The following is a 26,682-nucleotide window of genomic DNA, read 5'->3' on the forward strand; positions in this document are numbered from 1 at the left end:
GACTCAATCGATTGGATTACTATACCGAGCGTCATGCTTCGGCTGCGCTCAGCATGACGTTCTTTTATATAACCAAAGCTTATAAAATATCCTTTAACTCACTCAGGCAGCTGATTTCGTGCGTTATCGTGTTGAAGTGGCGGCGCTTGTCGGGGTTGAAATACACCTGGTCGATGCCGGCATTGTAGGCTCCCAGAACGTCGCATTCCAGGTTGTCGCCAATCATCAGGCTTTCGGCGGCGGTGGCGCCGGTGCGCTCCAGCGCGTGCCGGAACATGCGCGGGTCGGGCTTGAGGTGGCCGCTGTGGTCGGAGGTGATGATTTCCTCGAAGTAGTGCGTGAGGTTCGACGAGGCCAGCTTGATGCTTTGAATATCGTTGAAGCCGTTGGTTATCAGGTGCAGGCGATAACTCAGCTTCAGGTAGTCCAGCACCTCGTGGGTGTAGGGAAACACCGCCGATTTCTGCGGCAGCAGGTCCGTGAATTCGGCCGAGATAGTGGCTGGCACCTGGTCTTCCGGTACGCCCAGCTTGGCGAGCGTCCGCACAAAGCGCACTTCGCGCAATTGCTGCTGCGTGATTTTATTGCTCTGATACATGCGCCAGAGAGCGTGGTTGATGTCGCTGTAAATACTGATAAACTGCTCGACGGTGAAGGTGCCGAAGCGCGCGAAATCATGCCGCTCAAACAGCGTATGCAGCGTTTCGTTGGCGTTTTTCTCAAAGTCCCACAGCGTGTGGTCGAGGTCGAAGAAGAGGTGACGATATTTCATAATAGGGGTTAGTGATGAGTGGTTAATGGTTAATGATGAGTGGTTGATGATGAGTGGTTGATGATGGTTTACGCATGCCCAATCCATCATTTATCACTAACCACTAACCATTAATTAATGCTGCCGGCCAGGGCCATGCTGAGTACGCCGGCCAGCATAATGCCCTTGCACCAAGCGCTGAGGTGGCGAAAGTGCCGCCGCCGGTCGGCCCGGATGAGCAGGCGCGTCAGCTGGGCCAGGGGCAGCAGCACCAGCAGCGCCAGCCAAGTGCCCAGCGGCCAGTGTCCGCTCACGAAAACCCGGCCCGTGGCCCCCAGCGTGAGCAGGGCCAGGCAAGCCAGAAAAAAGCCCGCCACCCATTTGGTGCGCGCCACGCCCCAAATCAGCGGCAGCGTGCGGCAACCGTGCTGGGCATCGCCGCGCATGTCTTCCACATCCTTCACGATTTCGCGCACCATCGTGAGCAGCAAGGCGGCCAGCGCGTAGGGCCACACCACGCTGTGGCTGTCGTGGCGCTGCAGCTGCAGTTGCAGCTCCGGGAGCAGCACCAAGGCGGCCGTTAGGGTCGCAATGCTGAGGTTGCCGACCAAGGCAACCCGCTTGAAGCGAGCCGAGTAACCCCACAGCAGGGCGGCCGCGCCCAGCGTGACCAGGCCCAGCACCGGGTGCAGCCAGCCGGCCAGCAGCACACCCGCGCCGCTCAGCACCATGTGGGCCAGCATGGCCTTGCGCCGGTTCACCACGCGGCCAATCACCAGCCGGTCGGGTCGGTTGATGGCGTCGATTTTGACGTCGTAATAGTCGTTGATGATGTAGCCGGCCGCCGCTACCAGCAGCGCCGCCAGCACCAGCAGCCCAAAGCGCGGGGCCAGCAGCGACTGCCGCCACGGCAGTCCGGGCAGCAGCAGGCCGGCCCGCACCAGCGCCAGGCACAGCAGCATAATCAGCAGGTTGGGCCAGCGCACCAGCGTGGGCAGGGCCGTGCGCAGACGCTCGGCCGGGAGCGAGGCAGGGACGGGCGGCTTGGGTGGGGGCGGGGGCATCGGCGACACGGTTCGGGGGCAAAGGTCGGCGAAAGGGCCGGACCGGGCATGGCCGGCGACCAGGGCGGGCAACAAAAAAGCTTCTCCGGGTTCGGAGAAGCTTTCTGACGGGAAATCCCGCGAATGTCAGTGGTAGCGCCAGTAACTTAAATTTTGCGGATGTTGACGGCGTTGATGCCTTTGCGGCCTTCCTGGGTTTCGAATTCGACCTGGTCGTTTTGCTGCACTGTGGCACCGTTGAGGCCAGTTACGTGGACGAAAAAGTCTTCTTTCGTTTCGTCGTCGGTTACGAAGCCATAGCCCTTGGCTTCGTTGAAGAATTTAATGATGCCGGTTTTCATGCAAAAAAACAAAAGTGGAAAAGTGGGAAACGGCCCGGGTAAAGGCTGCCGCAATGCCTGAAATGGCATTCTACATGTCCACTTCAGGCCACCTTACGCGGAAAAGCAGCGTGGGGTTGGCTGCCGGCCCGGTAAGCTCGTCCATTATTGGTTATCGCGCCATTCGTACACCCATTTGGCCTGAATCTGCTCGAGGTGGCCCTCGGTGGCCTGCTCACGCGTACCGTCGAAGTTGTTCAGGCTCAATACCCAATCAATCAAATCGGTGAAGCGGATGCGGTAGATTTTGGCCTCGGTGAAGTCCTTGCCGAACTTCTCGTAGAGGGCCATGGCTACGTCCTCGTGGTCGGCCCAATGAATGGGGGGCTCAAAGTGGTTCATTGTTTTGAATTAAAAATTATGAGTTAAGAATTAAAAATTATGAAGTCGAAAAGCGCAAGCAGTTGTCGCACTCATTTTTAATTCTTAATTCATAATTTTTAATTCAAGTTTAGTGTCCCAAAAAGTGCTGGGGTGGTACGGTCACGACCAGCTGCATATCGGCCTCGACTACGCACTGGCAGGCCAGGCGGGAGTTGATGCGCGGGTTCTCGGCGCGGTCGATGAAGTCTTCTTCCTTGTCCGAAATCTCGGGTAGGTCATCGCCGCCCGCGTTGATGTAGACGTGGCAGGTGCTGCATCCGCATACCCCGCCGCAGTTGTGCTGCAGCTGAATGCCGTTGTTGAGGGCCACGTCGAGCACCGATTCGCCGGAAGCCGCCACGTGGGTCTGGGCCGGCTGGCCGTCGTTGAACTGGAAGGTGATGGTGGTGGCGGGAACAGACAAAACAAGGAGCGGATAAGTCGAAAAAAACACGGCGTTTGCTGCCGCAAAGGTACTCTCCCCGGTCCCGGCATCAAAGCTGCGCCTGGATGCTGGCCGTGAGCTGCGCGTAGAGCGCCTGCCACGCCGGGTGGGCCGCCAGGGCCGCTTCGTGCGCGGCCAGGGTGGGCAAGTCCTGCCGCACGGCGGGCCCGGTCTGCACGCTGAACGGGGCGTTAGCCAGGGCTTTGTCTACGGTTTCGCACACCAGCGGGGCCAGCAGCGCGGGCGGCAAACCCGCTTCCGTCAGCAGCGCATCAGCAATTCCTAACACGTGGTTGGTGAAATTGTTGGCAAATACGGCGGCCACATGCAGCTTCAGCCGCTGGGCCGAATCGAGGCGGAGGACGTGCTGGCTGAGGCTGCCGGCCAGGGCCAGCAGGGTAGCTTCGGCGGCCGCGTCGCGGGCTTCGATGCACAGCGGCACGGCGGGCCAATTGATTTCGCGGCCGGGACTGAAGGTTTGCAAGGGATAAAACACCCCGCCGCGCACCGTCGGCTGATTGTCAAATACCGAGAGCGGCAACGCGCCGGCCAAATGCGCTACTAGTGCCCCGTTGGGCCAGGTAGTGCCAGCCAGCAGCGGGGCCACGGCCGCATCGGGCACGGCCAGCAGGTACACATCGGCAGGAGGCAGCGGAGCGGCCAGATTTGCCAGCACCTGCGTGCCTGGCAGCCGTGCCGCCAAGGCCGTCGCCGCTGGCGCGGAGCGGTTCCAAACGAAAACGACCTGATGGCCCGCCGACACCAGCGCCGGGCCCAGCTGGCTGGCTACGCGGCCCGCCCCAAACAGGACAATGCGTAAGGAATGGGGTGAGGGGGAAGGCAACATCGCGCAGCTAAAGAGGTGGTTTTGGGAACCTGGTTCCCAAGGCTCGTTCCGGCCAGGTAATTTGTTGGGCAGCAAAAAGGCCAGTCCAGCGGTTGGAATGGCCTTTTTGGTCTTATGGGGAAACCCCGGTTAGCTTACCGGCTGGGGCCGGGCGGCCCGGCTGCCGGCCTCGGCCGAGGCTTCAGCTTCGGGAGTAGCCTCGGTGGCTAATACGCCTTTGCCGCCGCGCTGGCGCACGCTCAGGCCAAAGCCGATGGCCATGAGCAGGGTGCCGCTCCAGAGCAGGTTGATGAAGGGCTTTTCCATGGCCTTGAGGATGACGTAATCTTTCTGGCTGGTACTTACGGCGAAGGTGAACTTGCCCTTCACCGGGTCGATGGCATTGAGGCTCAGGCGCACGCCGAGGTCTTCCACTTCGTCGGGCACGCGGCCCACCAGGCGGTTGCGAACTACGAACACGGGGTGGGCGTGGTACTGGCGCTGCTCACCCGACACAATCATGTCGGCCTGCAGGGCGAGGTCGCCCTTTTGCATATTGAGGCCGGCGGTTTCGTGGGCCGGCTCAATGGCCCGAAACACGGCGAAATAGTCATTGAGGAAAATGGTGTCGCCTATGCTCAGGATGTGTTCCTTCGCCTCGCTCCAGGGCTTTTCCTTGCGCGGGTCGAGCACGGAGCTGATGTGCGAGTAGATGTCGTGGCCCCAGAATTTCTTCACGGCGGGCGAGGCCAGCAGGCCACCCATCTCCTCGTTCACCTGCGCCCGGGGGTAGAGCACGAACTGCTCGCCGGACTTCTGGTTTTTGTAGGCCACGCGGTAATAGGTGTTCTCGGGCAGGATTTCGAGGGTGTCACCCGTCTTGTAGTAGGTCTTGCCTTCGCTGGCGATGGGGGCCCGGGCCACGGCCTTGTACTCGTCATCGGTACGGAACAGGAACTGCTTATCGACGTAGCCGGGCACGCCGGGTACTTCCAGAAACTGGCCGGTGTAGGTGAGCTGATAGCCGTGCATGGGCGTGGTTTCGTTGCGCCACAGCAGCACGTTGTCGCGGTTCAGGTCCTCGGTGAATTCGCGCGAGTAGAGCAGGCCCGACACGTTGCGCGAAATGATATTGGAGTAGCCCGACGAAGCCAGAATGCCCAGCAGCATCAGGGCAATGCCCAGGTGGGCCACCGCGCCGCCCGAGAGCCGCACCCCGCGCCGCAGCAGCGTGAAGATGGTGCCGAAGTTGGCCAGCACGCCAAACAGGCCCGCCAGCGTGAGCGCCACGTAGGCCGGCGAAATGGTGAGGTTGTTGTAGCGCACCAGCAGCACCGTGAGGGCCGTGCCCAGCAGCGCCAGCAGCGTGGGGGCGCTCAGGGAGTTCACCAGTGTCGTTTTATCATTCCGCTGCCACCACATGATTTGGGCCACGCCCGAAAGCAGGGCCACGCCCACGCCCATCCAGAGCTGCAGCTTGGAGTAGTGGGCAATCTGGTCGGCGGGCAGCGCAATGTTAGTCTTGATGCCCAGCAGGCCCATGAAGGAGTTATAAACCGGAATACTGGTCGTGAACAGTACCTGGAACGCGCCCAGGCACAGCACCGTAGCGCCCACAAACACCCACAGCTCAGGGTTGTAGGCGGTCAGCTCTTTCTCCGAAATCGGAATTTCCTTCCAGCGCCACACCAGCAGCGCCACGGAAAGGACCATGAAGGCCGCCAGGTAGATAAACAGCTGGCCGGACAGCCCCAAATCGGTGAACGAGTGGACCGAGGCATTGCCCAGCACGCCGCTCCGGGTGAGGAACGTGGCGTAGAGAATGAGAATAAACGTGGCGATAACCAGCGCAAACGCGGTGCGCAGGCCGGTACGCCGCTTCTGCCACAGCACCATGCCGTGCAGCGAAGCTACCAGCACCAGCCAGGGGATGTACACGGCGTTTTCGACCGGGTCCCAGTTCCAGTAGCCGCCGAAGTTCAGCGTTTCGTAGGCCCAGTAGGCCCCCATTACCACGCCCACGCCCAGCACCCCGCCGCCGATAAGCGTCCAGGGCAAAGCGGGCTTCACCCAGGCCGTCAGCTCTTTTTTCCACAGCGCGGCAATGGCGAAGGCAAATGGGACGAGCGTGAGCGCGAAGCCCAGGAACAGCGTGGGGGGGTGAATCACCATCCAATAGTTCTGGAGCAGGGCGTTGAGGCCGGTGCCGTCTTTGGGTACGAAGTTGGGGTTCATCTTGAACACCGGCAGGTCGGTGAGGAAGTCGCGCAGCAGAATAAAGGGCGACGAGCCCACTTTCACTCCACCCAGCACCACGCCCAGAATCATGCTCACCAAAAACAGCTGCACGCCGCTGAAAATGGCCATCACGGGCGCTTCCCACTTGCGGTTGAAGCGCATGATGCAGAAGCCCAGCACGACGTGCCAGAAAATCCAGAGCAGAAACGAGCCTTCCTGACCTTCCCAGAAGCAGGAAATCATGTACTGCACCGGCAGGTGGTTCGAGCTGTGGCTCCAAGCGTAGTAGTACTCGTAGCGGTGCGCGTGGATGATGTTGAACAGGCAAACAATCACCGATAATACGGCCGCGCCGTGCACGAAAAACGCGCCGCGCGCAATGCGCAGCCAACTCGCATCCTCCTCGCCCAGGGCCCGGCCCCGTGAGGCCTGGAAATAGCTATACGCCGCCACCAGCGCCGCCGCAAAGGCGACGATGACGCTCAGATGGCCGATTTGTCCTACTAATAAGTTCATAAGCAACAAGTAAAATCAGGCGGGTACCGCCAGCGCGGGCACGCCGGGGCGCACCACTTCGTAACGGGCAAGAATGCGCGGATGAAACGACTCGGGCAGCAAAGCCCAGTCGTGCGTATCCACAAAAATCGGGAGGTTGCTGTCGGTCAGCGCTTCGCGAAAGCGGCTCAGCCGGCCGGCCGGCAGGGCTGCCAGGTCGGGCGTACGCAGCACCAGGTCGAGGTCGCTGCCTTCGTAGGCGTTGCCGTTCACGCGGCTGCCGTAGGCCCACACGGCTACCTCGGCGGGCAGGTGCCGAGCCATCAGGTCGTGGAGTAGGGTCAGGTCTTTGGGGCGCAGGTCGAGCATGGGTCAGGCTTGTTGGCGCAGCGTGGCGAGCACCGCTTTGGTGTCGCTGATGAAAGTGGGCAGGAAGCTGACGATTTTTTCGGCAAACTGCATTCCGTATTCGTGGGCTGAGGTATTGCGATTATCTTGGTGCAGCAGCCAGCGGTCCACTTCATCGAGGCTAAGCAGGCCGTACTGAGCGGCCAGCCGCAGAATATGTTTGAATGGCAACTCGTTCAACTCCCGGGTTGATGTCACGTATTCACGCAGTACTTTGCGCAGCAGCTTCACTACGATTTCCAGTATCAATTCAAACTCCTTCACACAGGCTGCCCGAAACAAGTCGTGGTCATCGTCGGTCGGGCTGGTAACAACCAGCCGGGAGTACGCGCGCTCCAGCGTAGCCAGGCAGCGTTCCAGAGCGGCGAAGTCGAGCGTATTCATGAAGCAGAATGCGGGAAAAACAATTGAGAAAGCATCGGGCCGACCAAAGCGAAGGGCAAATTTACGGCCGCGCCGCCGGAGCCGGCAGACTTAATAACAATCGGTCGGTGAAAAAGTCGCCGCGCGGGGGGTGACAAATAATTTCAACCGCTATTTTTTCCAGTCCGGCCGCCTGCCACTTGCGAACTGACAGCTCGCCCTGGCGGCGGTTGGCGGGTTGGTTGATGAGCTGCCGGGCCAGCAGCACCCGTCCACTGGCCGGGTCCGTAACGACCACGGACAGCCGGGCCTTGGCGGGATATTTCCGGAGCGGCAGCGCCACCACATCGCGGGCCACCACCGTGCCGGGCAGGGGCACCGTGGCGGCCGTGCCATAGGCGTACCACCACTGGCGCAGGCGGGTGGGCGCGGGGCCATTTTCGGCGCGGGTCGTTACTATCTGGTAGTCATAGATGCCGGGTCCGGGAAGGGTATCAGCCACCGTGTAGCTAGTTTCAGCGCGGCCGTAGGTGTCGCGGCGCACGGGCACGCGGCGCACTTCGGTGCTGCGGTACTGGTGAATCTCGCGCCGCATGACGCGGCAGGCGGGCGCGCTGGCCAGCGAATCGGGCAGCGTCCATTGCAGCTCTACCACGCGGCTGGCCGTGGGCAGCAGCCGGCTGGGGCTGGGCGGGAAGTAGCTGACGGGCATGCCCGCCGCCGTACGACTTACCTGAAGCGAGAACTGGCAAAAGTCCTTCAGGTAGCCGTCCACGTCCAGCAAGTAGGGCTGGCCGGCCCGCAGCGAATCCAGCGTCACAAACACGTCGTCCTGCGTGCCGAGCGAGGTGCAGCTCAGCACCCGGTAGGTAGCCGGCTGGCACGGCTGGCCCGTGAGCACCACCAGCTGCACGCCGCGCACATCGCGGCATTTCTGGCCCCCGATATTGATAAAGTAGCGGCCCGACGTGGCCGGCGTAAACTCAAACCACTGGTCGTTGTGGTACTCGATGCACTTGCCGGTCAGGCGCTCGTCCACGCAGGTGCGCTGCACGGTGCAGCCGGTGGTGCTGGAAGAAACGGTTTCCTCGGCCCGCAGTACGCGGCGGTTTTCGATGTTGTCGTTGGCCACCTGGGCACTGGCGCTGGAAATGATTCCTACGGCCAGCGCCAATAAAAACAGCACCCGGTTTCCGAAGCGAAGTATCGTTTCAGAAACCGGGTGCTGAGGTGCTTGAAGGCTTGCCAACTACTAGTTGGTCGAAGCTGTGGCTCCATCCAAATCCTTTTTCACGTACTTGCTGGGGCACTTCAGCAGGATGTTGTCGGCCATAAAAATCTGGCCCTTCATGCAGCCGGTAATAACGACTTGCTCGGAAGCGTCGAAATCCTGGGGCTTGGGGTTGCTGTAAATCACGCGCTGGGCCACGCGGTTGGTGTCTACCAGCGTGAAGGCAAAATAGTTGGGGTCCGTCAACGGGTCGTATTCCAAGCCCACGGGGCGCTTTTGCGCATCGCGCGGCAGCTTGCCTACTACGTGTACTTTGGTGGTGTTGCCCTCGGCGGCGCGCTGCCGGGCCTCGCCAAAACCCACGTACACGCTGGCATCGGCGGTGGTGCTGAAGACGATGGCGGCGGCCACGGCGATGATGGCCAGAACAAAAATGTGCGACTTCTTCATATCACGGATTTTTCGGATTTATGCGGACTTCACGGATTTTGTAGTTGGCGTGATTGCCACTAGCACTTTGTAACAGATTTGGGGGCGGGTTGGGTGCCCGGTTATTTTTTTATTTCCTGTTCGAGACGGCCCACCTTGCGGTCGAGCGAGATGAGGTAAGCCAGCAGGCCGGCAATGATGACGACTACCACGGCTACCACCACGTAGATTTTGCCGCTGGCCCGCAGGCTGTCGGCCATCTCGGGAGCGGCATCAGGAGCCTGGGCAAAGGCGAGGGAAGCTGCGAACAGCAGCGGCAGCAACAACAGGAAACGGCCCGGCAGGCGCGGGAAGAACTTAGTTTTCATCGTGTTTCAGTTTCAAAAGAACAAAGCGGCTGCTGACCTGCGTAACCCAGAAGGCAAACAGAATCCAGCCGATTACGGCGGGGTAAAACACCTGCCGCATGGTGTTGTCGAGGTCGTATTGGCTGAAGCCGGGGTTGCCGGTCTGGCCCGGGTGCAGCGATGGCCCACTCAGGCGCGGCAGCACAAACAGCAGCGGAATGACCGCCGCAAACGCGAAAATGTTATAGATAGCCGACACCCGCGCCCGCTGCTGCTCATCGCGGAACGAGCCGCGCAGCACCAGGTAAGCCCCGTAGATGAGCATGGCCACGGCCGCACCATTCAGGCGCGGGTCGGGCGTCCACCACGCGCCCCAGGTGAAGCGGGCCCACAGGCTGCCGGTGGCCAGGCCCAGCAGGCCCAGCACGATGCCGGTTTTGGCCGATTCGTGGGCCAGCACATCGAGCCGGGCCGAGGGCTCGCGCAGGTAGCGGATGGAATACCATACCGATACCAGCAGCACCATAATCATCGAAAACCACATCGGCACGTGAAAAAACAGGTTGCGGATGCTCTCGTTCACGATGGGCAGCGGCGGCACTGGTATCAACAGGCCCACCGCCGATGCGCCGATAAGCAGCAGCACCGTGATGCCCTTCCAGATTTGGCCGGCGCTGCGCTGCTCGATGAGCCGCTGGCCGCCCCACACGCCCGCCACCGTAAGGGCCAGGCCCGATACACTGCCAATAATTGCTGCTGTACTCATAATGAATTCGGTAAAAAGCGAATCAGCCGCGCCACAAAAAAGGGAACAACAGGTAGGAGGTGGCCCCCACAATCACGTTCAGGGCCAGCAGCGTGAGTATGGATTGCTGGCTCAGACCCCGGTCCAGGCCATCCAGCGCATTCTTGCTCACCTTGATGAGCAGCAGCAGCATGGGCACCATCAGCGGGAAGCCGAGAATGGCCATGAGCGTGGCCCCGTTGCCGCCGGCCTTGGCCGCAATGCCCGACACCAGCGTGAGCGTAGTGGCGAAGCCCACGGCCCCCAGCAGCAGGTTGGCCACAAACAGTGGCAGGTCCTGAATGGGGTTGCCGAGAAAAACCGTGTAGAGGAACAGGCCCAGCAGCGCCACCACCGTCAATAACAACGTATTGTAGAGCATCTTGGCCAGAATCACGGCCTGGGGCCGCACCAGCGTATAGTAGTAGAGGCGTTGGCCGGGGCTTTCCTGCATAAATCCTTTCGCTACGGCATTCAGGGCCGCGAAAAGCAGAATAATCCATAAGAGCGCGTTCCAGGCCGGGGGCGGGGGCGTGCCGCCGCGCAGGCTGAAGCTCAGAAAGCACACGAATACCGTGCTGCCCACGTAGAGCAGCAGCCCGCCCAGCGCCGCGCGCTGCCGCCATTCCAGGCGGAAGTCTTTGGCTAGCAGGGTGGAGATTTCGCGGAGCAGCAGCACGGGCGGGGGTGGCTTTCGGGCCGCAAAGATACGACCGGACTGCGCCGCGAGGGTACAAAAAAGAACGTCATGCTTCGGCTTCGTGCAGCATGACGTTCGGATAATACGCGGTTAAAAGTCGTAGCCCAGGGTGAAGTAGAATTTCGGACCGTTGGTTACATAGTCTTCCTGGCCCCAGGCCACGTCTACTTTGCCGTAGAAGCCCAGCAGCGTGGTGCGGGCCCCCACGCCGTAGCCGATGAGGAAGGGATTGCTGAAGTTGATAACCGTAGCCGAAAAGTAGTTGCCACTGCCGCCCTTAATCTCCGTATTGGCCGAATTGTCGGTGCTGAAGGGGTTGGTGCCCGAGTAGGCGGTGCCCGCATCGGCAAAGCCGGTTAGCTGCAGGTTGCGGAAGAAACCGGAATAAATGGGGCGACGAGCAAAATACTGCACAATAGGAATGCGCAATTCGCTGTTGAACAACACGTAGCGCGGACCGTTGCGCGCCCCGTAATCGAACCCGCGCAGGTTGGTTACAAACTCCTGATTGAATATTTGGTCGGCGGAGGTGTAGCCCGATAAGAAGCGGGAGCCCGCGTAGCCGGCATTCAGCCAATCGTCCATGCCGCCAATGCGGAAGGTTTGGCTGCGGGGGCCGAAAAACTGTCCGTAGCTGGCCCGGTTGGCCCAGATGATAGAACGGCTAACTTTCTGGTAGTGACGCAGGTCAACCACCAGTTTGCCGAAGCTGCCGTTCTTGTTGCCAAGGTTATTAGAGTTCGTAACACTGATTTTCATGCGCGTGCCAGTCACCATATTAACGCCGGTAGCCACGCTGTTGTCAAATACCAGCTCGCCATTGTAGCCAATATAGTTGTAGCTGCTGTCGCTTTCCGTGGCCACGTTGCCCAGCAGCGTGCGCGAGATGGTGACGAAGCGCGGGCCACCGCGCACACTCAGGTTGTGGGTGAGAGGATAGGCAATGGTGGGGGCTACCTCGTGGCGGCCAAACCGGTAGCTCTCAAAAAAGTAGGCTTGCTTCTGATAGGCAATGCCCCAGTCGTAGCGTTTGGTGAGGTTGGTGTACGACGCCCGGATATTGCTGGTACGCAGGTCGAACAATCCGAAAATACTGGCATCGATGCGCTGATTTTCCAGTACATCCGTCAGCGCCGCCCTGAATTGCAGGCCCAGGCCCAGCAGCGGGTCCATGTAGAGCGCCGACGACACATTATCGGCCATGAAGCGGGTGTCGTACCGGAACGGACCCGTCAGGGCCGGGCCGTCGATTTTGGCCTGCGCCGCCTGCGAAGCCGCCGTGGGCGTGAGGCGGCGGCGCTTGGATGCGGCGGCCTGCACCGGCTCATCTTCCTCAAACTGGTAGTCGCTGGTATTCACCGTTTCGCCGGCTTTGCGGCGGACCGGCGCCGTGGCCGAGTCGGCCGGGGGCGCTGTCTCGGGAGCCGCTGCCGGCGCGGGCACCGGCTTGGGTGCCACCGCCCGCGGGGCCGCCGACCGGTCTTCCAGCACCTGCTGGCGGGTGGTTTTGGTGAGGGCCAGGGTGGTAGACAGCGGGAAAGTAGGGTACGCGTACAGCAAATCGCGGGCCTGCGCCGGAGCCACAAACACCAGGGCCGACGTCAACGCGCTGTAGTCGAAGTCCTGGGTGTTGGGCAGCCAGTTGGTGAGCAGCGTGCGCTGCTTGTTTCTGATGGAGTACCGATACAGCGCCCGCACGCCGCTTTCCTCGCCCAGGTACAGGATTTCATCGTCGCTGATGGCTCGGGGCCGCGTTTCGTTCGAAATCGTGCTCACCAGCGTTTCCACGGGGGTGGCGCGGCCATCGAGGTGGTAGGTGAACAGGTCGTAGTTGTTCACCACGTTCTGAAACGTGGCCGGCCGGGCCTGTCCCGCCGAGTCGAGGTAGCGGTTCGAGCTGAATACGAGGCCCTGCCCGCCGGGCAGAAACACCGGCTGCACGTCGTCAAACAGGTCGTTGGTGAGCTGCTCGGGCTGGCGGGAGCCGGCGCGCAGCAGGTAAATGTCGTTCTGCCCATTGCGCACGGCGCTAAATGCCAGGGCCTTGCCATCGGGCGAGTAGCTCATGCTCAGCACCTGGTCGTAGGCCGCGAACAGCGACGTGGGCCGGCTGAGCTTGATGGCTTCGCGCACGCGCCGCACCAGGCCGCGGCCGTCGGCATCGCGCAGGCGCAGCGTCATTTCGCCGCGGCTCATCTCGGCCACGGCTACCTGGGTGTTGCCGCGCCAGGCCAGCACGGGCAGGCGGGCTTCAATCTGCTGGTCGGGCGTTTTGTGGCCGCCCCGGCTCAGAATGCGGCGGCGCGCGCCGTTGCGGTTCACCACCATCACGCGGTAGCGGCCGCCCTCGTTCTGGGCGTAGGCCACCAGCTGCCCGTTGGGGCTGATGACGGGCTGCGAAAACACGTCGGCGTGGCGGTTGCGGCCGCCCAGCCGGAACTTCTTGTCCGGCTCCACCAGCGAGGCCACGGGCTGGCCGTTCTGCTCGCGGTAATACGTCAGCCAATCTTTCAGAAACACTTTAAACGGCACGTTCAGCGACGAGCTGATGCCCACTTCCACGTCGCGGGTGATGCGCGTGAGGTTGAGAATGTTCTGAATAGTGGTGTAGCCGTAGCGCTCGGCCACGAAGTTCCAGATGCTCTGGCCGGCCAGCGTGGAGTTGCGCAGGAAGAACGGAGCCGTGCGGTTGCCGGTGGGGTACTGCTTGCTCATGTCGCGCATGAAGCCGTCCATGTCCACGCTCCAGCCCTCGGCCGCGTAGGCCGAGGCCCCGCCGATAAACCAGTCGGGTAGCTGGAGCAGGTAGCTGCTTTGCAGCACTTCCTTCAGCGAGCCGCCATACATCATGTCGTTGAGCAGCACTTCCGTTATCTGGGTGCTCAGCTCGCGCTTAAACTCGGTTTCCTGGCCGCTGAAGGCAATCTGCACCTTACTCATGCGGGCCAGCTGGGTTTCGCCCCCGTTTATCTGCTGCTGGGTGGCCGTTAGGCCAATGTTGCTCTGGCGCAGGTCGCCCACCGAGTTGTAAAACAGCAGGGTGGTTTTGGAATATGGGTAGTAGCCAATCAGGGCCGTGATGCGCTGCAGCTCCTTCTCGGCGTACTCGGCGGCCCGGCGGGCACTGGCCTCGCCCCCGGCGTAGTACATCACGTTGAAGTTCTGGGTGCTCAGCTGCTGCCAGTTGAAATCCTTGTACTGAATGCGCACCCGGCCGAAGGGTTCCTGGGCCGTCTGCGCCTGAGCCGGGCAACTCAGCAGCACCGGCAGTAGCAGCGCCAGGGCCCCCAGTGTGCGCTTCGCGAATAGTGGAATGGTCATAGCAGAAGGAACGCGCAAAAACAGAAATTAGTCCGTCGCGGGAGTGAAAATAATGGAGGCTTGTTTAGGGCCGACAGCTGCCGCTCGCAGCTCAATGATACTCAAGTTACACCGGCCGCAGCGCCGCGTAGCGCTGCAGGCTGACATCGGGCCAGATATCGGCCTGGCCCGCCAGCCAGTCGGCCAGCAGCACCGCCAGCCGGGGCGCCATCATCACGCCTTTGGAGCCGTAGCCGCCGCAAAAGCTTAACGCCGGCACCGTGGGGTGGGGCCCCAGCAGCGGCTTGCGGTCGCGCACGGCGGGCCGCACGCCGGCCCGCTGCTGCCTCACGGCAAACGGCAGGTCGGTGATAACCGCCAGCCGGGCGGCTAGTTCTTCGCGCCCGGCAGCCGTGGGGCCATCGGCAAAAGGCGGCCATTTATACGTAGCGCCCACCCGAAACTGCCCCGCGCCCAGCGGCACCACGTAGGCTCCCCGATTGAGAACCTGGCTGGCACTCAGGCCCGCGCATTCAACGTCCAACACCTCGCCCTGGTTGGGGGTGAGGGGCAGCCAGCTGAAATATGGGTTATTGACGGCGGCCGCGCCCTCGCAGCAGATGACGTGCCGGGCCCGCACCTGCGCCGCGTACGTCGCGCCGTCGGGGCTGGTAACGAGGCGGGTCCAGTCAAAAGTTTCGCGCCGCAGCCAGCCGTCGCGGGTGCCTTCGGCTTCCAGCGCGGCCAGCAGCTCGCGCACCGCTACGTGCCCGCCGTGCCGCAGCCACGCGCCCCCAAACGGCCCGTTCACGCCCGGCAACTGCGGGTTGGCGGTGGCCAGCTCGGCCAGGAAATCGCCCCAGGGGTGGTCGGCGCTGCGGGCCAGCACGGCATTCTGCTCTTCCAGCGAAGCAAACAGCTTCAGAATAAGCGCTTCGGTGAAGAACGGCTGCTGGTAGCGCTGCTCCAGCCCCCGGTAGAACGTGGCCGCGAAGGGCAGCAGCTCGGCCGCCCGCCACGTCAGGGCAAAGCGTTTGCCGGCCACGGGGTTCATCAGCCCCGCCGCCACATTAGAGGCCGAGTTGGCCTGGCCGGGGTCGTACACCAGCACACGGTGGCCGCGCTCGCGCAGCACGTAGGCCAAAGCAGCGCCCGCAATGCCGTGGCCCACCACGATAAAATCACAATCTGTCATGGCCGGCAAGGTAGGAACGCTGCGCTTAATGAGGAATTAAGAATGAAGAATTAAGAATGAAGAATTGGGGAGAATGAGAACATTCCTCCTCTTCTATTTCTCATTCTCAATTCCTCATTAAGCGCAGCGTCGTACCTTTCCGCATTGCTCAGATTCCCTGTTTTGCCATGACCGTCGCCGGATTTACTTTTAACGCTTTCTCCGAAAATACCTACCTGCTTATTGATGAGGCCACCCGGCAGTGCGCCATCGTGGACCCCGGCTGCTACGCGTCCGCCGAGCAGCAGGCCCTGCGCGAGCACATCAGTGCCAACAACTTGCAGGTGGCGCTGCTGCTCAATACCCACGCCCACATCGACCACGTGCTGGGCAACCAGTTTGTGCTGAACACCTGGCCCGGCACGCCGTTTCTGCTGCACCGCCTCGACCTGGCTACGCTGCGCGCCGTGCCCACTTACGCGGCCAGCTACGGCTTTCCGCAGTACCAGCCCGCCGAGCCAACCGGCGAGCTGGTGGCCGGCCAGCCCGTGCACATCGGCGAAACTGAGCTGGAAGTGCGCTTCACGCCGGGCCACGCGCCCGGCCACGTCGTGTTCTACCACGCGCCCACGGCCACCGTCATTGGCGGCGATGTGCTGTTTCAGCGCAGTATCGGCCGCACCGACCTGCCCGGTGGCGACCACGCCACCCTGCTGCACAGCATCGAAACGGAATTGATGACCCTGCCCGACGATACCGTCGTATATCCCGGCCACGGCCCCGCCACCACCATCGGGGAGGAGCGCCGCAGCAACCCGTTTCTAGCTTCAATTAACAATTAACATTTATCATTTAACAGCTGGTTGGTTGGCGCTATTTGCGCGGCTGGGCCGGCTTGGAATGCGTTGCGTGAGGTAGTTAAAATGTTAAATGTTAATTGATAACTGTTAAATGAAAAAACACCTGCCCAATGCCGTTACCTGCCTGAACCTGTTATGCGGCTGCCTGGCGCTGACCAATATTTTTGCGGGCCGTCTGGAGGTCGGGGCTTGGTTTGTGGCTGCCGCCGCCGCCGCCGATTTTGCCGATGGCCTGCTGGCGCGGGCGCTACGGGTTTCTTCCGCCATTGGTAAAGATTTGGACTCACTGGCTGATATGGTGTCGTTTGGCGTGGTGCCGGGCGCTATTTTCTTTCAGCTGCTGACGCGTGGTGTGAGCCCCGGCGGCCTGCCCGAGTGGGTTCCCTACATCGGGTTTCTGGTCAGCATCTTCTCGGCGCTGCGGCTTGCCAAATTCAACAACGACACCCGCCAGACAACCTCCTTCATCGGCCTGCCCACGCCGGCCTGCACGCTGGTGGTGGCCTCGCTGCCCCTCATTCTGGCCTACGACCAGTTCGGGATTGCCTCGATTATTCTGAGTCCCTGGCTGCTGCTGGGCCTCACGGTGCTGCTCTCGGGCCTGCTGGTGGCCGAACTGCCGCTTTTCGCCCTCAAGTTTAAGAACCTGCGCTGGGCCGATAACCGCCGCCGGTTTTTGTTCCTGCTGCTCGCGGCAGGATTATTGCTGGTCCTGAAAGCCGCGGCCGTACCGCTTGTGGTGTTGCTGTACGTGCTGCTATCGGTGCCCAAAACGGCGGCCCGCTGATTTATTTGGCATTCGGCCCACAATAATTAGTATGTCTGATTGTTAAGAAGCTGCTACCGGGTGAACCTGCTGCCTGGTAGTGCTGTTGCGGGCCAACAATAGGGCAGGAATCCGGGGTGTCAAAAACATAGAATCGTATGCGTCCTATTTTTCTCTTCATTGTATTTGCGGGGTTGATATTGGGTGGAAAGGCCCCGGCGCATGCCCAATCGGGCGGCTCGGCCACGGCCCACGGCGCGATAAAATGGGGTGGCTACGCGCAGGTGCCCACCCTGGGCGGGCGCAAGCAGAAGGTGCCCACTTTCAGCGAGGCGCATCAGGCCCTCGATGACCAGGTGGGCTGGTTCAGCCTGCGGCTGAACGGGACCGTGACCGGTGGCCAGCTCGCCAATATGGTGTACGAGCCCTTTCCGGCCGCCGATGCCAAGCTCTTCGACCTAAGCAAGCTGCCCGCCGGCCCCGAGCCCGAGCTCACCATCGGCACCGAGATGAAGCAGCCGGTGACCCACCTGAGCCTGCGCCCCGCACGCCGCAACCCGCAGACCGGCCAGCCCGAGCGCCTGGTTTCTTTCGACTATACCTACGCGGCAGACCCGAGCGGTACCGCCGCCCGCACCACGGCCACTACCCGCACCCACGCCCCCAACTCGGTGCTGAGAACCGGCGACTGGTACAAGATGGGCGTAGCCGAAAGCGGCATCTATAAGCTCGACAAAAATACCCTCAGCAAAATGGGTGTCAACACGGGGAGCGTCGACCCGCGCAACATCCACCTCTATGGCAATGCCATGGGCCTGCTGCCCCAGGCCAACGCCGCCCCGCGCCCCGACGACCTGGTCGAAAACAACGTGCTATTCGTGGGCAACACTGATAATGTGTTCAACGACGGCGAATATTTCCTGTTTTACTCGCCCGGTGCCCACACCTGGGAAGCCAATGCGGGCGCATTCCGCCACCGCAACAACATCTACACCGACACGGCTTTCTACTTTGTGACGGCCAATGGTACCCCCGGCCTGCGCGTGCCCACCGCTGCTGCCCCCACGCCCACGGCCGGTACGCCCACCATCACCACCTTCACCTATCGCGACTTTCACGAGCACGACCTGGCCAACCTGCTGCGTTCCGGCCGCTACTGGGTGGGCGAGGGCTTTGTGAATGGGGGGAAAAAGGATTTTGCCTTTAGCAACATCCCCGACCTGGTGCCCAACACTCAGGTGCGGGTAGTGGCTTCGCTGGTGGCCAACTCGGCCACGGCCAGCTCGTTCCAGCTCACGCTCAATTCCACGCCGTTTGGCAATCCGGCGCTGGATGCCCGGCCCAACTACGACTACGGAGCCATCGCCACGGTGAGCCTCACCACCCACCAGGGATTTCTGGCCAATCCTGGCACCGAGCTAAAAGTGGGCCTGACCTACAACAGCAGCGACCCCAACGCCGGTGGCTACCTCGACTACCTGGAAATCAACGCCCAGCGTCAGCTCAGGCTGAGCGGGGCGCAGCTCGAGTTCCGCTCCCTGTCCAATATCCTGCCCGGGGCCCTGAACCGGTACGAAGTGGCCAATGCCGCCGGAGCCACCGTGTGGGACGTGACCAATCCGCGCCGGCCCCTGGCCCGGCCGCTCAACGCGGGCAGCTTCGTGGCCCCCGCCGACACGCTGCGCGAGTACGTGGCCTTTCTGCCCGGCGCGGCCTTTGCCACGCCCCGCCTCTTTGGCCGGGTCGAAAACCAGAACCTGCACGCCCTCAACTTTACCGGGCCCGCGCTCGATTTGGTTATCGTGACGCACCCCACCTTCAAAGCCCAGGCCCTGCGGCTGGCCAACCACCGCACCAGCCACGACAACCTGCGCACGGCCGTGGTCACTACTTCGGAGATTTACAACGAGTTCGGTTCGGGTGGGCAGGACGTGACGGCCATCCGCGACTTTATGAAGCAGCTGTATGACCGGGCACCGGCCCGTAAAAGCATGCAGCTGCTGCTGTTTGGCGATGCGTCGTTCGACTACAAGTCGGACCCCTACAACAGCAAAGACCCCCAGAACCGGCCCGCGTGGTGGAAAGACCGGGTGCCGTTCAAAAACGACGCGGACTTCGACGCCTTCAACCAGAACTACGTGCCGACGTACCAGTCGCGCGAGTCGCTGGCTCCGTTCTACGGCGGGGCATTCGGCCAGGCCAGCTATTCTTCGGATGACTATTTTGGCCTCCTCGATGACGACGAGGGCGAATGGGATGAGCTGCGGCCGGGCACCGAGCTGCTCGACGTGGGCATTGGCCGCCTGCCCGTGCGCCAGCCCAAAGGCCAGCTAACCAACACCGAGCAGGCCAAGCGGATGGTTGATAAGCTCATCAGCTACGACTCGCCGGCGGCTTACGGTAAATGGCGCAACCGCATTACGCTGGTGTCGGACGATGGCAACGGCGACCTGTTCGTGGGCTTCGGCTCGGAGACGATATCGGCCCCCATGCAGGCTAGTTCGCCGGTCTACAACATCCACAAAGTGTACCTCGACCTGTACCCGCAGGTGGCCGTATCGGCCGGGCAGCGCTCGCCCGAGGCCAACCGCGCCATCGACCAGTCGGTGGAGCAGGGCTCGCTGATTGTGAACTACCTGGGCCATGGCGGCCCCAAGGGCTGGACCGATGAGCAGATTTTGACCAACGCCTCGGTGCTGGCCCTGCGCAACCCCAATAACCTCACGTTCTTCACCACCGGCACCTGCGACTTCAGCACTTACGATAATCCCGACTTTACTTCAGCCGGCGAGGAGTCGCTGACCGATAATCCCACCGGCGGCGCGGTGGGCCTCTTCACCACCACCCGCGTGGTAGATGCTGCCCTGAACGCCGGCCTGAACCAGGCATATTTCAACCGCGTGCTAAAGCCCGTCAACGGCCAGATGCCCAGCATCGGCACGGTGGTGCGGCTGAGCAAGAACGACTTTCCCGGTCCCGGCCGGTCGGGCATCATCAACAACCGCAACTACACCCTGCTGGCCGACCCCAGCATGACCCTGGCCTACCCGCGCCAGACGGTCGTGCTCGACAGCATCAACCGGCGCAACAGCCTGGGTACCTGGGTGCCAGCCGATACGCTCCAGGCCCTGGCCCGCATTCGCCTGCACGGCCGCCTGCTGAACGGCGGCAGCGCTAATACCGGTTTCACCGGCCGGGCGCAGGTCACGATTTACGACAAGCCCACCACCGTGATGACTCTCGGTGACGAAGCCGGCGGAGACCCCACCTCGGCCGACCGGCCGCGCCCGGTAGAAGTGCAGGAAAATGTGGTGTACAGCGGCCAGGCCGATGTGAAGAATGGCCAGTTCAGCCTCTCGTTCATCGTGCCCAAGGACATCAACTACAACCACGGGCTGGGCAAAATCAGTCTCTATGCCTTCGATGGTACAAACCGTGTTGATGCCAACGGCTACCAGATGAAACTGATTGGTGGTGCCGCCCGTGGCGTGCCGAAGGACACCATTCCGCCGGCCATCAACCTGTTTATGGACAACTTGTCGTTTGCTTTCGGCGGTCTCACCGCGCAGAATACCACGCTGCTGGCCAGGCTCAGCGATGAAAGCGGCATCAATACCACGGGGGCCGGCATTGGGCACGATATTACGGCCGTGCTCGATAATGACCCAGCCAAAGTGCTGGTGCTAAACGAAAAATACGTGGCCGAAGTAGGCGACCAGTCTGGCCAGGTCAACAACCTCTTTAAGGACCTGCCCACCGGGCCGCACTCGCTGCGCCTCAAGGCCTGGGACACGTACAACAACTCGGCGGAGCGGGAAATTGAGTTCATGGTGGCCCGCGACGAAAAGCTGGCCCTCGACCACGTCCTGAACTACCCCAATCCGTTCGCCGGCTCTACTACGTTCTTCTTCGACCACAACCAGGCGGGCGGCATCGCCGGCACGCTTGATGTGCAGGTGCAGATATTTACGGTGGCTGGCCGCCTGGTGCGCACCCTTACCGCCGTGGTGCCCAGCACCGAAGCCCACCAGAAGAGCATCACCTGGAATGGCCGCGACGAATTCGACGACCAGCTGGCGCGCGGTGTATACGTATATCGTGTGAGCGTGCGTTCACAGGCCAACAATTCCACGGCATCGAAATTCGAAAAACTCGTTATCCTCAATTAATCCGCGTTTATTTGCGCCCGGGCCGCGTATGGCCTTCTTTTTCTCCTCTATGCAGTCTTCCTTTTCCCGTTCACGCTTGGCGCTGCTCGCCGGCTCGCTGGCTGTAGCCGCCACGGCTCAGGCCCAGAACACCCAGAATCAGGGGGTTATTACCACGGCGGTGCCCATTCTCACGCTTAGTCCCGACGCCCGGGCCTCGGCCCTGGGAGAGGCCGGCGTGGCTACCTCGCCCGATGCCAACTCCGGGTATTTCAACCCCGGTAAGCTCGGTTTCGTGCAGTACAAGTATGCCGCCTCGGTGTCGTACTCGCCCTGGCTGCGCAACATTACCGACGATATGAGCCTGTCGTACCTCTCGGGGTACGGCAAAATCGGCCAACGCTCGGCCATCGGCGCTTCGCTGATGTACTTCGACCTGGGCACCATTGATTACCGTAATGGTCAGAATATCCCCCAAGGCACGTTCAGCCCCAGGGAGTATGCCGTGTCCGTGTCCTACGGCCAGCAGCTGACCGACAACTTCGGCGTGGGTATCTCGGCCCGCTACATTCGCTCCAACCTGGTGGGCACGGTGAACGGCAACGATGCCCGCCCCGGCAACGCCGCGGCCGTCGACCTGGGCGCGTACTACTCCAAGGATGCCACTATCGGCACCGGCCTGTACAACCTGGCTTTCGGGGCCTCGATTCTGAATATCGGCAATAAGATTACTTATAACGATGTGGAGAACCCGAGCTTCCTGCCCACCACGCTGAAGCTGGGCACGGCCATCACCCGCGAGATTGACCAGTACAATAAAATCACGCTGGTGTTCGACGCCAATAAGCTGCTGGTGCCCTCGCCCTTCTACGAGGCGCCGCTGGTGGGCGCTTCGCAAGCCGAAATCAACGCGCAGCTGGCGCGCGTCAGGGCCGAAAACGACTCGCGCGCGAACAAATCCATCGTCAGTGGCATCCTGGGTTCCTTCGGTGACGCACCGGGCGGCTTCAGTGAGGAGCTGAAAGAAATTAACCTCTCGACGGGCCTCGAGTACAACTACAACGACCTGCTGTATGCGCGGGGCGGCTACTTCTACGAGAATAAAGACAAGGGCGACCGCCAGTATGTGAGCCTGGGCCTGGGCCTGCGCTACCAGGTGTTTGGCGTGGATGGAACGTACCTGGTGCCCACCGGCAGCAACTCGCAGAACAACCCACTGGCCCAGACCATCCGGGTATCCCTGCACTTCAACCTCAACAAGCTGGCCGATGCCTTCGATGAGAACGGAGCCGGCGGCACCAGCGGCGAAACTCCTCCGAACTAAGTTTGTTGGTCGGTATGGCCCGACGGAAATAGAAAGAACGTCATGCTGAGCGAAGCCGAAGCATCTCTATTGCGTAACTAATCCAATCGATTCAGTTATTTGCACGGTAGAGATGCTTCGGCTTCGCTCGGCATGACGTTCGTGTTTCAGTTTGTCTTCCCGTTACTTCTTTACCCATTACCCCACTTCCCCACCTTTTCATGCTCGACCGCACCATTGCCCCACCCGTTCAGCCGCTCGCCCGCGTAACCCTGCCTGCCGCCGACGTGCTACCCCTGCCCAGCGGTGCCCGCCTGCATGTGCTGGCCAACGATGCCCAACCCGTAGTACGCCTGCAAGCAGTATTCCGGGCCGGTAAGCTAGCTGAAAACCGGCCCGGCCTGGCTTCCCTCACGGCCCGCATGCTGCTGGAAGGCACCACCACCCGCACCGCCCGCCAGATTGCCGATGAAGTCGCCTTCTACGGCGCTTCGTTGGAATGCGACGCGGGTTTCGACCGCTCCACGCTCACGCTCTACTGCCTCACCCGGCACCTGCCCACGCTGCTGCCTTTGGTGATTGACGTGCTGACCAACCCCGCTTTCCCCACGGCCGAGCTGGAGCAGCTGAAAACCCGCACCATTCAGAACGTGCGCGTTGAGCGCCAGAAAACCAGCTACCTGGCTTCGGAGCGGTTCAATGAGCTGATGTTTGGCGCGGAAACCCCATATGGCCGGCCCTTCGACAGCGACGCCTACCAGGCCCTGACGGCCGCCGAAGCCCAGGCCTTTCACCGGGCGGCTTATGCTTTCAATAATGCGGAGCTATTCCTGTGTGGCGACGTGGCGGCCGAGCAAGCCGTGGTGGCTGCCGCTTTCAGTGCCGCGCCGGCGGCTGCCCCCGTAGCGGCTACCGGCGCAAGCGCGCAAGCGCACCACTTTGCCGTGGCTGGCCCCGACCGCGTGGCCGTGCCCGGCAGCCTGCAGGCCTCCCTGCGCATGGGCCGCCTGTGGCCCGCGCCCGCCCACCCCGATACCCACCGCCTCAAGCTGCTGGTGAATGTTTTTGGCGGCTATTTCGGTTCGCGCCTGATGCGCAACATCCGCGAAGACAAGGGCCTGACCTACGGCATCTACGCCAGCGTGGCCCCGCGCGAGTTTGGCACTTCGCTGGTTATCGGCACCGATGTGAAGGGCGAAAGCGCCGACTTCGCCGTGAGCGAGATTGAGATGGAAATGTGCCGCCTGCAGGAAGAATTGATTCCGGCCGATGAGCTGGAAACGGTGAAGAACTACATTCTGGGCAAATTCGCCAACGAATTATCGACGGTATTTGAGCAGTGCGACAAATACAAGAGCCTGATTTTTCTGAGCCTGCCCGCCGATTACTACACCGAATTCGTGCAGCAAACCGAAAGCGCCGATGCGGAGACGCTTCGCACACTGGCGCGGGAATACCTGTCGCCGGCCGCGCTGCAAACGGTAATTGCCGGGTTTTAATTGAGTTAGGAGTTAGGAGTTAAAAGTTAGGAGTTGAGAAACAGACTGTCTGCGGGCTTAACTCCCAACTCTTAACTCCTAACTCAGCTAAGCCGGTGCCTGAATTGCTGGCGGCGTGGCTGTGTACTCGGGGGTGGCGGTGCGGTGCTCGGCGCTGGCTTTGCCGGGGTCGTCCTTCATGTCTTTGCGGTTGAAGGGCCGGATGATGAGGCGCAGCGCCTGGTCGGAGCTGAAGTAGCTGAAGGCCCAGTCGACCAGCGCCACCACCTTGTTGCGGAACCCCACCAGGGTCATCAGGTGCACGAACAGCCAGGTGAGCCAACCGAAGAAGCCGTTGAAATGGACGTTTTTAGGCAGGTCCACCACGGCCTTATTGCGGCTCACGATGGCCATCGAGCCTTTGTTGTTGTACACAAAATCCCGGGGTGTTTCGCCGCGCATCAGCCGCTGGAGGTTGGCAGCCAGGTGTTCGGCTTGCTGCTGGGCCACGGGCGCGAGCATGGGCAGGCCACGGGGCATGTCGGCGGTCACCATATTGGCCACGTCGCCGATGGCGAAGATGTTGGGCTGGCCCTGCACCTGATTCCAGGGGTTCACGACAATGCGTTTGTTGCGGGCCACTACCTCGGCGGGCAGGCCGGGTACTTCGGCCCCGTTCACGCCGGCGGCCCACACCAGATTCTCGGTTGGGATAAATTCCGTGTCGGAGTAGTAGGCCTTGCCGTCTTCGTACTTGTTAATCGGGGTATTGAGGCGAACCGCCACGCCTAATTCTTCCATGTAGCGCTTGGCGTCGGCTTGCGAGGCCGGCGACATCGACCCGAGCAATTCGGGTCCGGCTTCCACCAGAAAAATCTGCATCGCGCTCAGGTCCAGCTCCGGGTAGTCTTTGGGTAGCACGTGCTTGCGCATTTCGGCCAGCGAGCCGCTGATTTCGACCCCCGTGGGCCCGCCGCCCACCACCACGATGTTGAGCAGCGCCTGCTTGGCGGCCGGGTCGTCGGTGAGCAGGGCTTTCTCGAAGTTCTGGAAAATGTAGCTCCGCAGGTTCAGCGCATTCGGGATGCTCTTAATCTGCATGGCATTGCGCTCGATGCTTTCCAGCCCAAAAAAATTGGTGAGCGAGCCCGTGGCCAGCACCAGGTAGTCGTAGCGGATATCGCCGACGTTGGTGGTCAGGGTATTGCGGGCCGGGTCGACGCGCTGCACGTCGGCCATCCGATAGAAAAAGTTGGCCTGGCCCGAAAAAATCTTGCGAATGGGGTAGGCAATGCTGTCGGCCTCCAGCGCCCCGGTAGCCACCTGGTAGAGCAGGGGCTGAAAATTATGGTAGTTGTTGCGGTCGATGACCACGACTTGTACGGGGGCTTTGCGCAAGGCCTTGGCCAGCCGCAGCCCGCCAAAGCCGCAGCCGATGATAACTACGCGCGGGTGCGCCGAAATGGGAAGGTTAGTATCCATGGGGGACCTCAGATTAAACAGATTTCAATGGATTAAACAGATTTTTTGTGGTTCCGGCTTTTATGGCTCGTAGCGCTGAGGGTTTGTCAGGGGCTATTTGAGGCGCTTCAAAAGTCTTTTGACTTCCAGGCTGCCCGAACCAAAGTGTAGAAGCAGGCCCACCGGAATCTGGAAGGCTTCGAGGTAATTGAGTAGTTGCGCATGGTGCGCTTGTTCCAGACAACCAAGCGCCTTCAACTCTATCAGTACGCGACGCTCAATGAAAAAGTCGGCTCTTCGGAAGCCGACTTTTTCGTTTTCCTAAAATAGGGGGAGCTCAATTTCTCGTTCCGCAGTTAGTCCTTGCTTAAACAGCTCAATGGCTAATGCGCGTTGATAAACCACCTCCGGAAATCCCAGTCCCAACTTCCGGTGTACCGTCATGGCGCGGCCAATGATGCGATGAGTCAATTCATTGTACTCATCAACTACCACAAAACTGCCCATTATTCAAGCTGAAAAATGAATTGGAAACAGCAGAACCACAAGCAGCAGAACCACAAGCCGGAACCACAAAAAATCTGTTCAATCCGTTGAAATCCGTTTAATCCGAGGTTAGTAGTCGTCGGTATCCTTCTTCTTGAATTCCCCTTTTTTCACTTGCTGAATCAGCTGCAGCCAGCTGAAGGGGTTAAGCAGCGGGTTGTTGGAATACTGGCTGGGGCCCATGCCCTGGCGACGGTCGTATTCAAACTGCTGCTGCTGCATGGTTTGGCGAAAGTTGGCCACCGCGCCCATGGGCTGGGTCCGAAAAATACGGTTCATCAGCTCCTCGTTGAGGTTGGCGGCGGCGGCGCTGCCGCGCTCGGTGGGCAGGCGCAGGGCCAGAAACGCCTTTTTGAAGTCGCGCTCGGTGGTGTAGGGAAACACGCGCACCTCGCCCAGCATGGTGGCATCTTCCTGCAATTGCACCACTATCGAGTAGCTCTGCCGCTGGTAATCGGGGGGAATGACGATGAGATAGTTGGCGTAGCCGAGCGAACGGATGATGATGCTGTCGCCGGCCAGCACGGCCAGCGAAAAATAGCCGTAGGCGTTGGACGCCGTGCCGCGCCCGGCCTTGGGCACGTACACCGTGGCCCCCGGCACGCCCAGCAGGCTGTCGCCGCTGGCCACAATACCCGTGAACTGGATGACCCGGCGCTTGCCCTGGGCGTGCGTTTCGGGCGCGGCCAGCAGCAGCCCGCCCAGCAAAACGAGGGCGAAAAAGAAAGAGAATCGGCGAAGGCGCAAGAAATCAGGCATATTCGGGACAGGGAAGGGCAAATATACGGCTCCGGATTCGGGGCCGATGGTAACTTTGAGCGG

Annotated in this window: 23 protein-coding genes and 1 pseudogene; 5 read left to right on the forward strand and 19 right to left on the reverse strand. The window is 61.3% G+C overall.

The window, feature by feature from the left end; genetic code table 11:
- Window positions 1-79 precede the first annotated feature (79 nt).
- The 16 genes from ABD819_RS12360 to ABD819_RS12435 form a co-directional block, all read right to left on the reverse strand.
- Window positions 80-772, reverse strand: a complete 693-nt coding sequence (locus tag ABD819_RS12360) for a YjjG family noncanonical pyrimidine nucleotidase (protein ID WP_345124758.1) — start codon at window positions 770-772, stop codon at window positions 80-82.
- Between the two features lie 110 nt (window positions 773-882).
- Entirely contained in the window at window positions 883-1,815 is a 933-nt protein-coding gene (locus tag ABD819_RS12365) for a geranylgeranylglycerol-phosphate geranylgeranyltransferase (RefSeq protein ID WP_345124761.1), read from the reverse strand.
- Window positions 1,816-1,961: 146 nt separating this feature from the next.
- Window positions 1,962-2,156, reverse strand: a complete 195-nt coding sequence (locus tag ABD819_RS12370; protein ID WP_345124763.1) for a cold-shock protein — start codon at window positions 2,154-2,156, stop codon at window positions 1,962-1,964.
- A 144-nt stretch (window positions 2,157-2,300) separates the two neighbouring features.
- On the reverse strand, window positions 2,301-2,537 hold the full coding sequence (gene iscX, locus ABD819_RS12375; RefSeq protein WP_345124765.1) for a Fe-S cluster assembly protein IscX: 237 nt from the start codon (window positions 2,535-2,537) through the stop codon (window positions 2,301-2,303).
- A 109-nt stretch (window positions 2,538-2,646) separates the two neighbouring features.
- The gene (locus ABD819_RS12380; protein ID WP_345124767.1) at window positions 2,647-2,982 is read right to left on the reverse strand and encodes a 2Fe-2S iron-sulfur cluster-binding protein; all 336 of its coding nucleotides are present in this window, start codon (window positions 2,980-2,982) and stop codon (window positions 2,647-2,649) included.
- 70 nt (window positions 2,983-3,052) lie between these two features.
- Window positions 3,053-3,850 (reverse strand): Rossmann-like and DUF2520 domain-containing protein, encoded by a 798-nt coding sequence (locus tag ABD819_RS12385; RefSeq protein WP_345124769.1) that lies wholly within the window; start codon window positions 3,848-3,850, stop codon window positions 3,053-3,055.
- Between the two features lie 129 nt (window positions 3,851-3,979).
- Entirely contained in the window at window positions 3,980-6,583 is a 2,604-nt protein-coding gene (gene ccsA / locus ABD819_RS12390) for a cytochrome c biogenesis protein CcsA (RefSeq protein ID WP_345124771.1), read from the reverse strand.
- A gap of 15 nt (window positions 6,584-6,598) precedes the next feature.
- Window positions 6,599-6,931, reverse strand: coding sequence for a nucleotidyltransferase domain-containing protein (locus tag ABD819_RS12395; protein WP_345124773.1), 333 nt, complete (start codon window positions 6,929-6,931; stop codon window positions 6,599-6,601).
- Window positions 6,932-6,934: 3 nt separating this feature from the next.
- Window positions 6,935-7,354, reverse strand: a complete 420-nt coding sequence (locus ABD819_RS12400; protein WP_345124775.1) for a nucleotidyltransferase substrate binding protein — start codon at window positions 7,352-7,354, stop codon at window positions 6,935-6,937.
- Window positions 7,355-7,415: 61 nt separating this feature from the next.
- Complete coding sequence (locus tag ABD819_RS12405; protein WP_345124777.1) at window positions 7,416-8,519, reverse strand: hypothetical protein; 1,104 nt, start codon at window positions 8,517-8,519, stop codon at window positions 7,416-7,418.
- 66 nt (window positions 8,520-8,585) lie between these two features.
- Entirely contained in the window at window positions 8,586-9,014 is a 429-nt protein-coding gene (locus tag ABD819_RS12410) for a cytochrome c maturation protein CcmE domain-containing protein (RefSeq protein WP_345124779.1), read from the reverse strand.
- Window positions 9,015-9,115: 101 nt separating this feature from the next.
- Window positions 9,116-9,361, reverse strand: a complete 246-nt coding sequence (locus tag ABD819_RS12415; RefSeq protein ID WP_345124781.1) for a CcmD family protein — start codon at window positions 9,359-9,361, stop codon at window positions 9,116-9,118.
- Window positions 9,351-10,106 (reverse strand): cytochrome c biogenesis protein CcsA, encoded by a 756-nt coding sequence (gene ccsA / locus ABD819_RS12420; RefSeq protein ID WP_345124783.1) that lies wholly within the window; start codon window positions 10,104-10,106, stop codon window positions 9,351-9,353. The genes ABD819_RS12415 and ccsA (ABD819_RS12420) overlap by 11 nt, the downstream gene beginning before the upstream one ends.
- Window positions 10,107-10,128: 22 nt before the next feature.
- Entirely contained in the window at window positions 10,129-10,800 is a 672-nt protein-coding gene (locus tag ABD819_RS12425; protein ID WP_345124905.1) for a heme exporter protein CcmB, read from the reverse strand.
- A gap of 114 nt (window positions 10,801-10,914) precedes the next feature.
- Window positions 10,915-14,145 (reverse strand): hypothetical protein, encoded by a 3,231-nt coding sequence (locus ABD819_RS12430; RefSeq protein WP_345124785.1) that lies wholly within the window; start codon window positions 14,143-14,145, stop codon window positions 10,915-10,917.
- 106 nt (window positions 14,146-14,251) lie between these two features.
- Window positions 14,252-15,319 carry an NAD(P)/FAD-dependent oxidoreductase gene (locus tag ABD819_RS12435; RefSeq protein WP_345124787.1) on the reverse strand — a complete coding sequence of 356 codons (1,068 nt, stop codon included), beginning with the start codon at window positions 15,317-15,319 and terminating at the stop codon, window positions 14,252-14,254.
- A gap of 167 nt (window positions 15,320-15,486) precedes the next feature.
- Between ABD819_RS12435 and ABD819_RS12440 the strand changes: the two genes are divergently transcribed.
- From ABD819_RS12440 to ABD819_RS12460, 5 genes are all read left to right on the forward strand, one after another.
- Window positions 15,487-16,140: an MBL fold metallo-hydrolase gene (locus ABD819_RS12440; RefSeq protein WP_345124789.1), complete on the forward strand. Its 654-nt coding sequence runs from the start codon at window positions 15,487-15,489 to the stop codon at window positions 16,138-16,140.
- Between the two features lie 109 nt (window positions 16,141-16,249).
- Window positions 16,250-16,945: a CDP-alcohol phosphatidyltransferase family protein gene (locus tag ABD819_RS12445; protein WP_345124791.1), complete on the forward strand. Its 696-nt coding sequence runs from the start codon at window positions 16,250-16,252 to the stop codon at window positions 16,943-16,945.
- Window positions 16,946-17,082: 137 nt separating this feature from the next.
- A complete protein-coding gene (porU, locus tag ABD819_RS12450) occupies window positions 17,083-21,093 on the forward strand; it encodes a type IX secretion system sortase PorU (protein WP_345124793.1) in 4,011 nt (1,336 codons plus the stop codon).
- Window positions 21,094-21,142: 49 nt separating this feature from the next.
- Window positions 21,143-22,396, forward strand: coding sequence for a type IX secretion system outer membrane channel protein PorV (porV, locus tag ABD819_RS12455; RefSeq protein WP_345124795.1), 1,254 nt, complete (start codon window positions 21,143-21,145; stop codon window positions 22,394-22,396).
- Between the two features lie 200 nt (window positions 22,397-22,596).
- Complete coding sequence (locus tag ABD819_RS12460; protein ID WP_345124797.1) at window positions 22,597-23,874, forward strand: M16 family metallopeptidase; 1,278 nt, start codon at window positions 22,597-22,599, stop codon at window positions 23,872-23,874.
- An 87-nt stretch (window positions 23,875-23,961) separates the two neighbouring features.
- On the opposite strand, the gene ABD819_RS12465 is transcribed toward ABD819_RS12460, so the two are convergent.
- The 3 genes and pseudogenes from ABD819_RS12465 to ABD819_RS12475 form a co-directional block, all read right to left on the reverse strand.
- Entirely contained in the window at window positions 23,962-25,335 is a 1,374-nt protein-coding gene (locus tag ABD819_RS12465) for an NAD(P)/FAD-dependent oxidoreductase (protein ID WP_345124800.1), read from the reverse strand.
- Window positions 25,336-25,428: 93 nt separating this feature from the next.
- Window positions 25,429-25,821 (reverse strand): annotated as a pseudogene (locus ABD819_RS12470) (GxxExxY protein).
- 108 nt (window positions 25,822-25,929) lie between these two features.
- Window positions 25,930-26,619, reverse strand: coding sequence for a carboxypeptidase-like regulatory domain-containing protein (locus tag ABD819_RS12475; RefSeq protein WP_345124802.1), 690 nt, complete (start codon window positions 26,617-26,619; stop codon window positions 25,930-25,932).
- Between the last annotated feature and the right edge of the window lie 63 nt (window positions 26,620-26,682).

The sequence above is a fragment of the Hymenobacter antarcticus genome, from assembly GCF_039539545.1.
In the GTDB taxonomy this organism is placed as follows: Bacteria; Bacteroidota; Bacteroidia; order Cytophagales; family Hymenobacteraceae; genus Hymenobacter; species Hymenobacter antarcticus.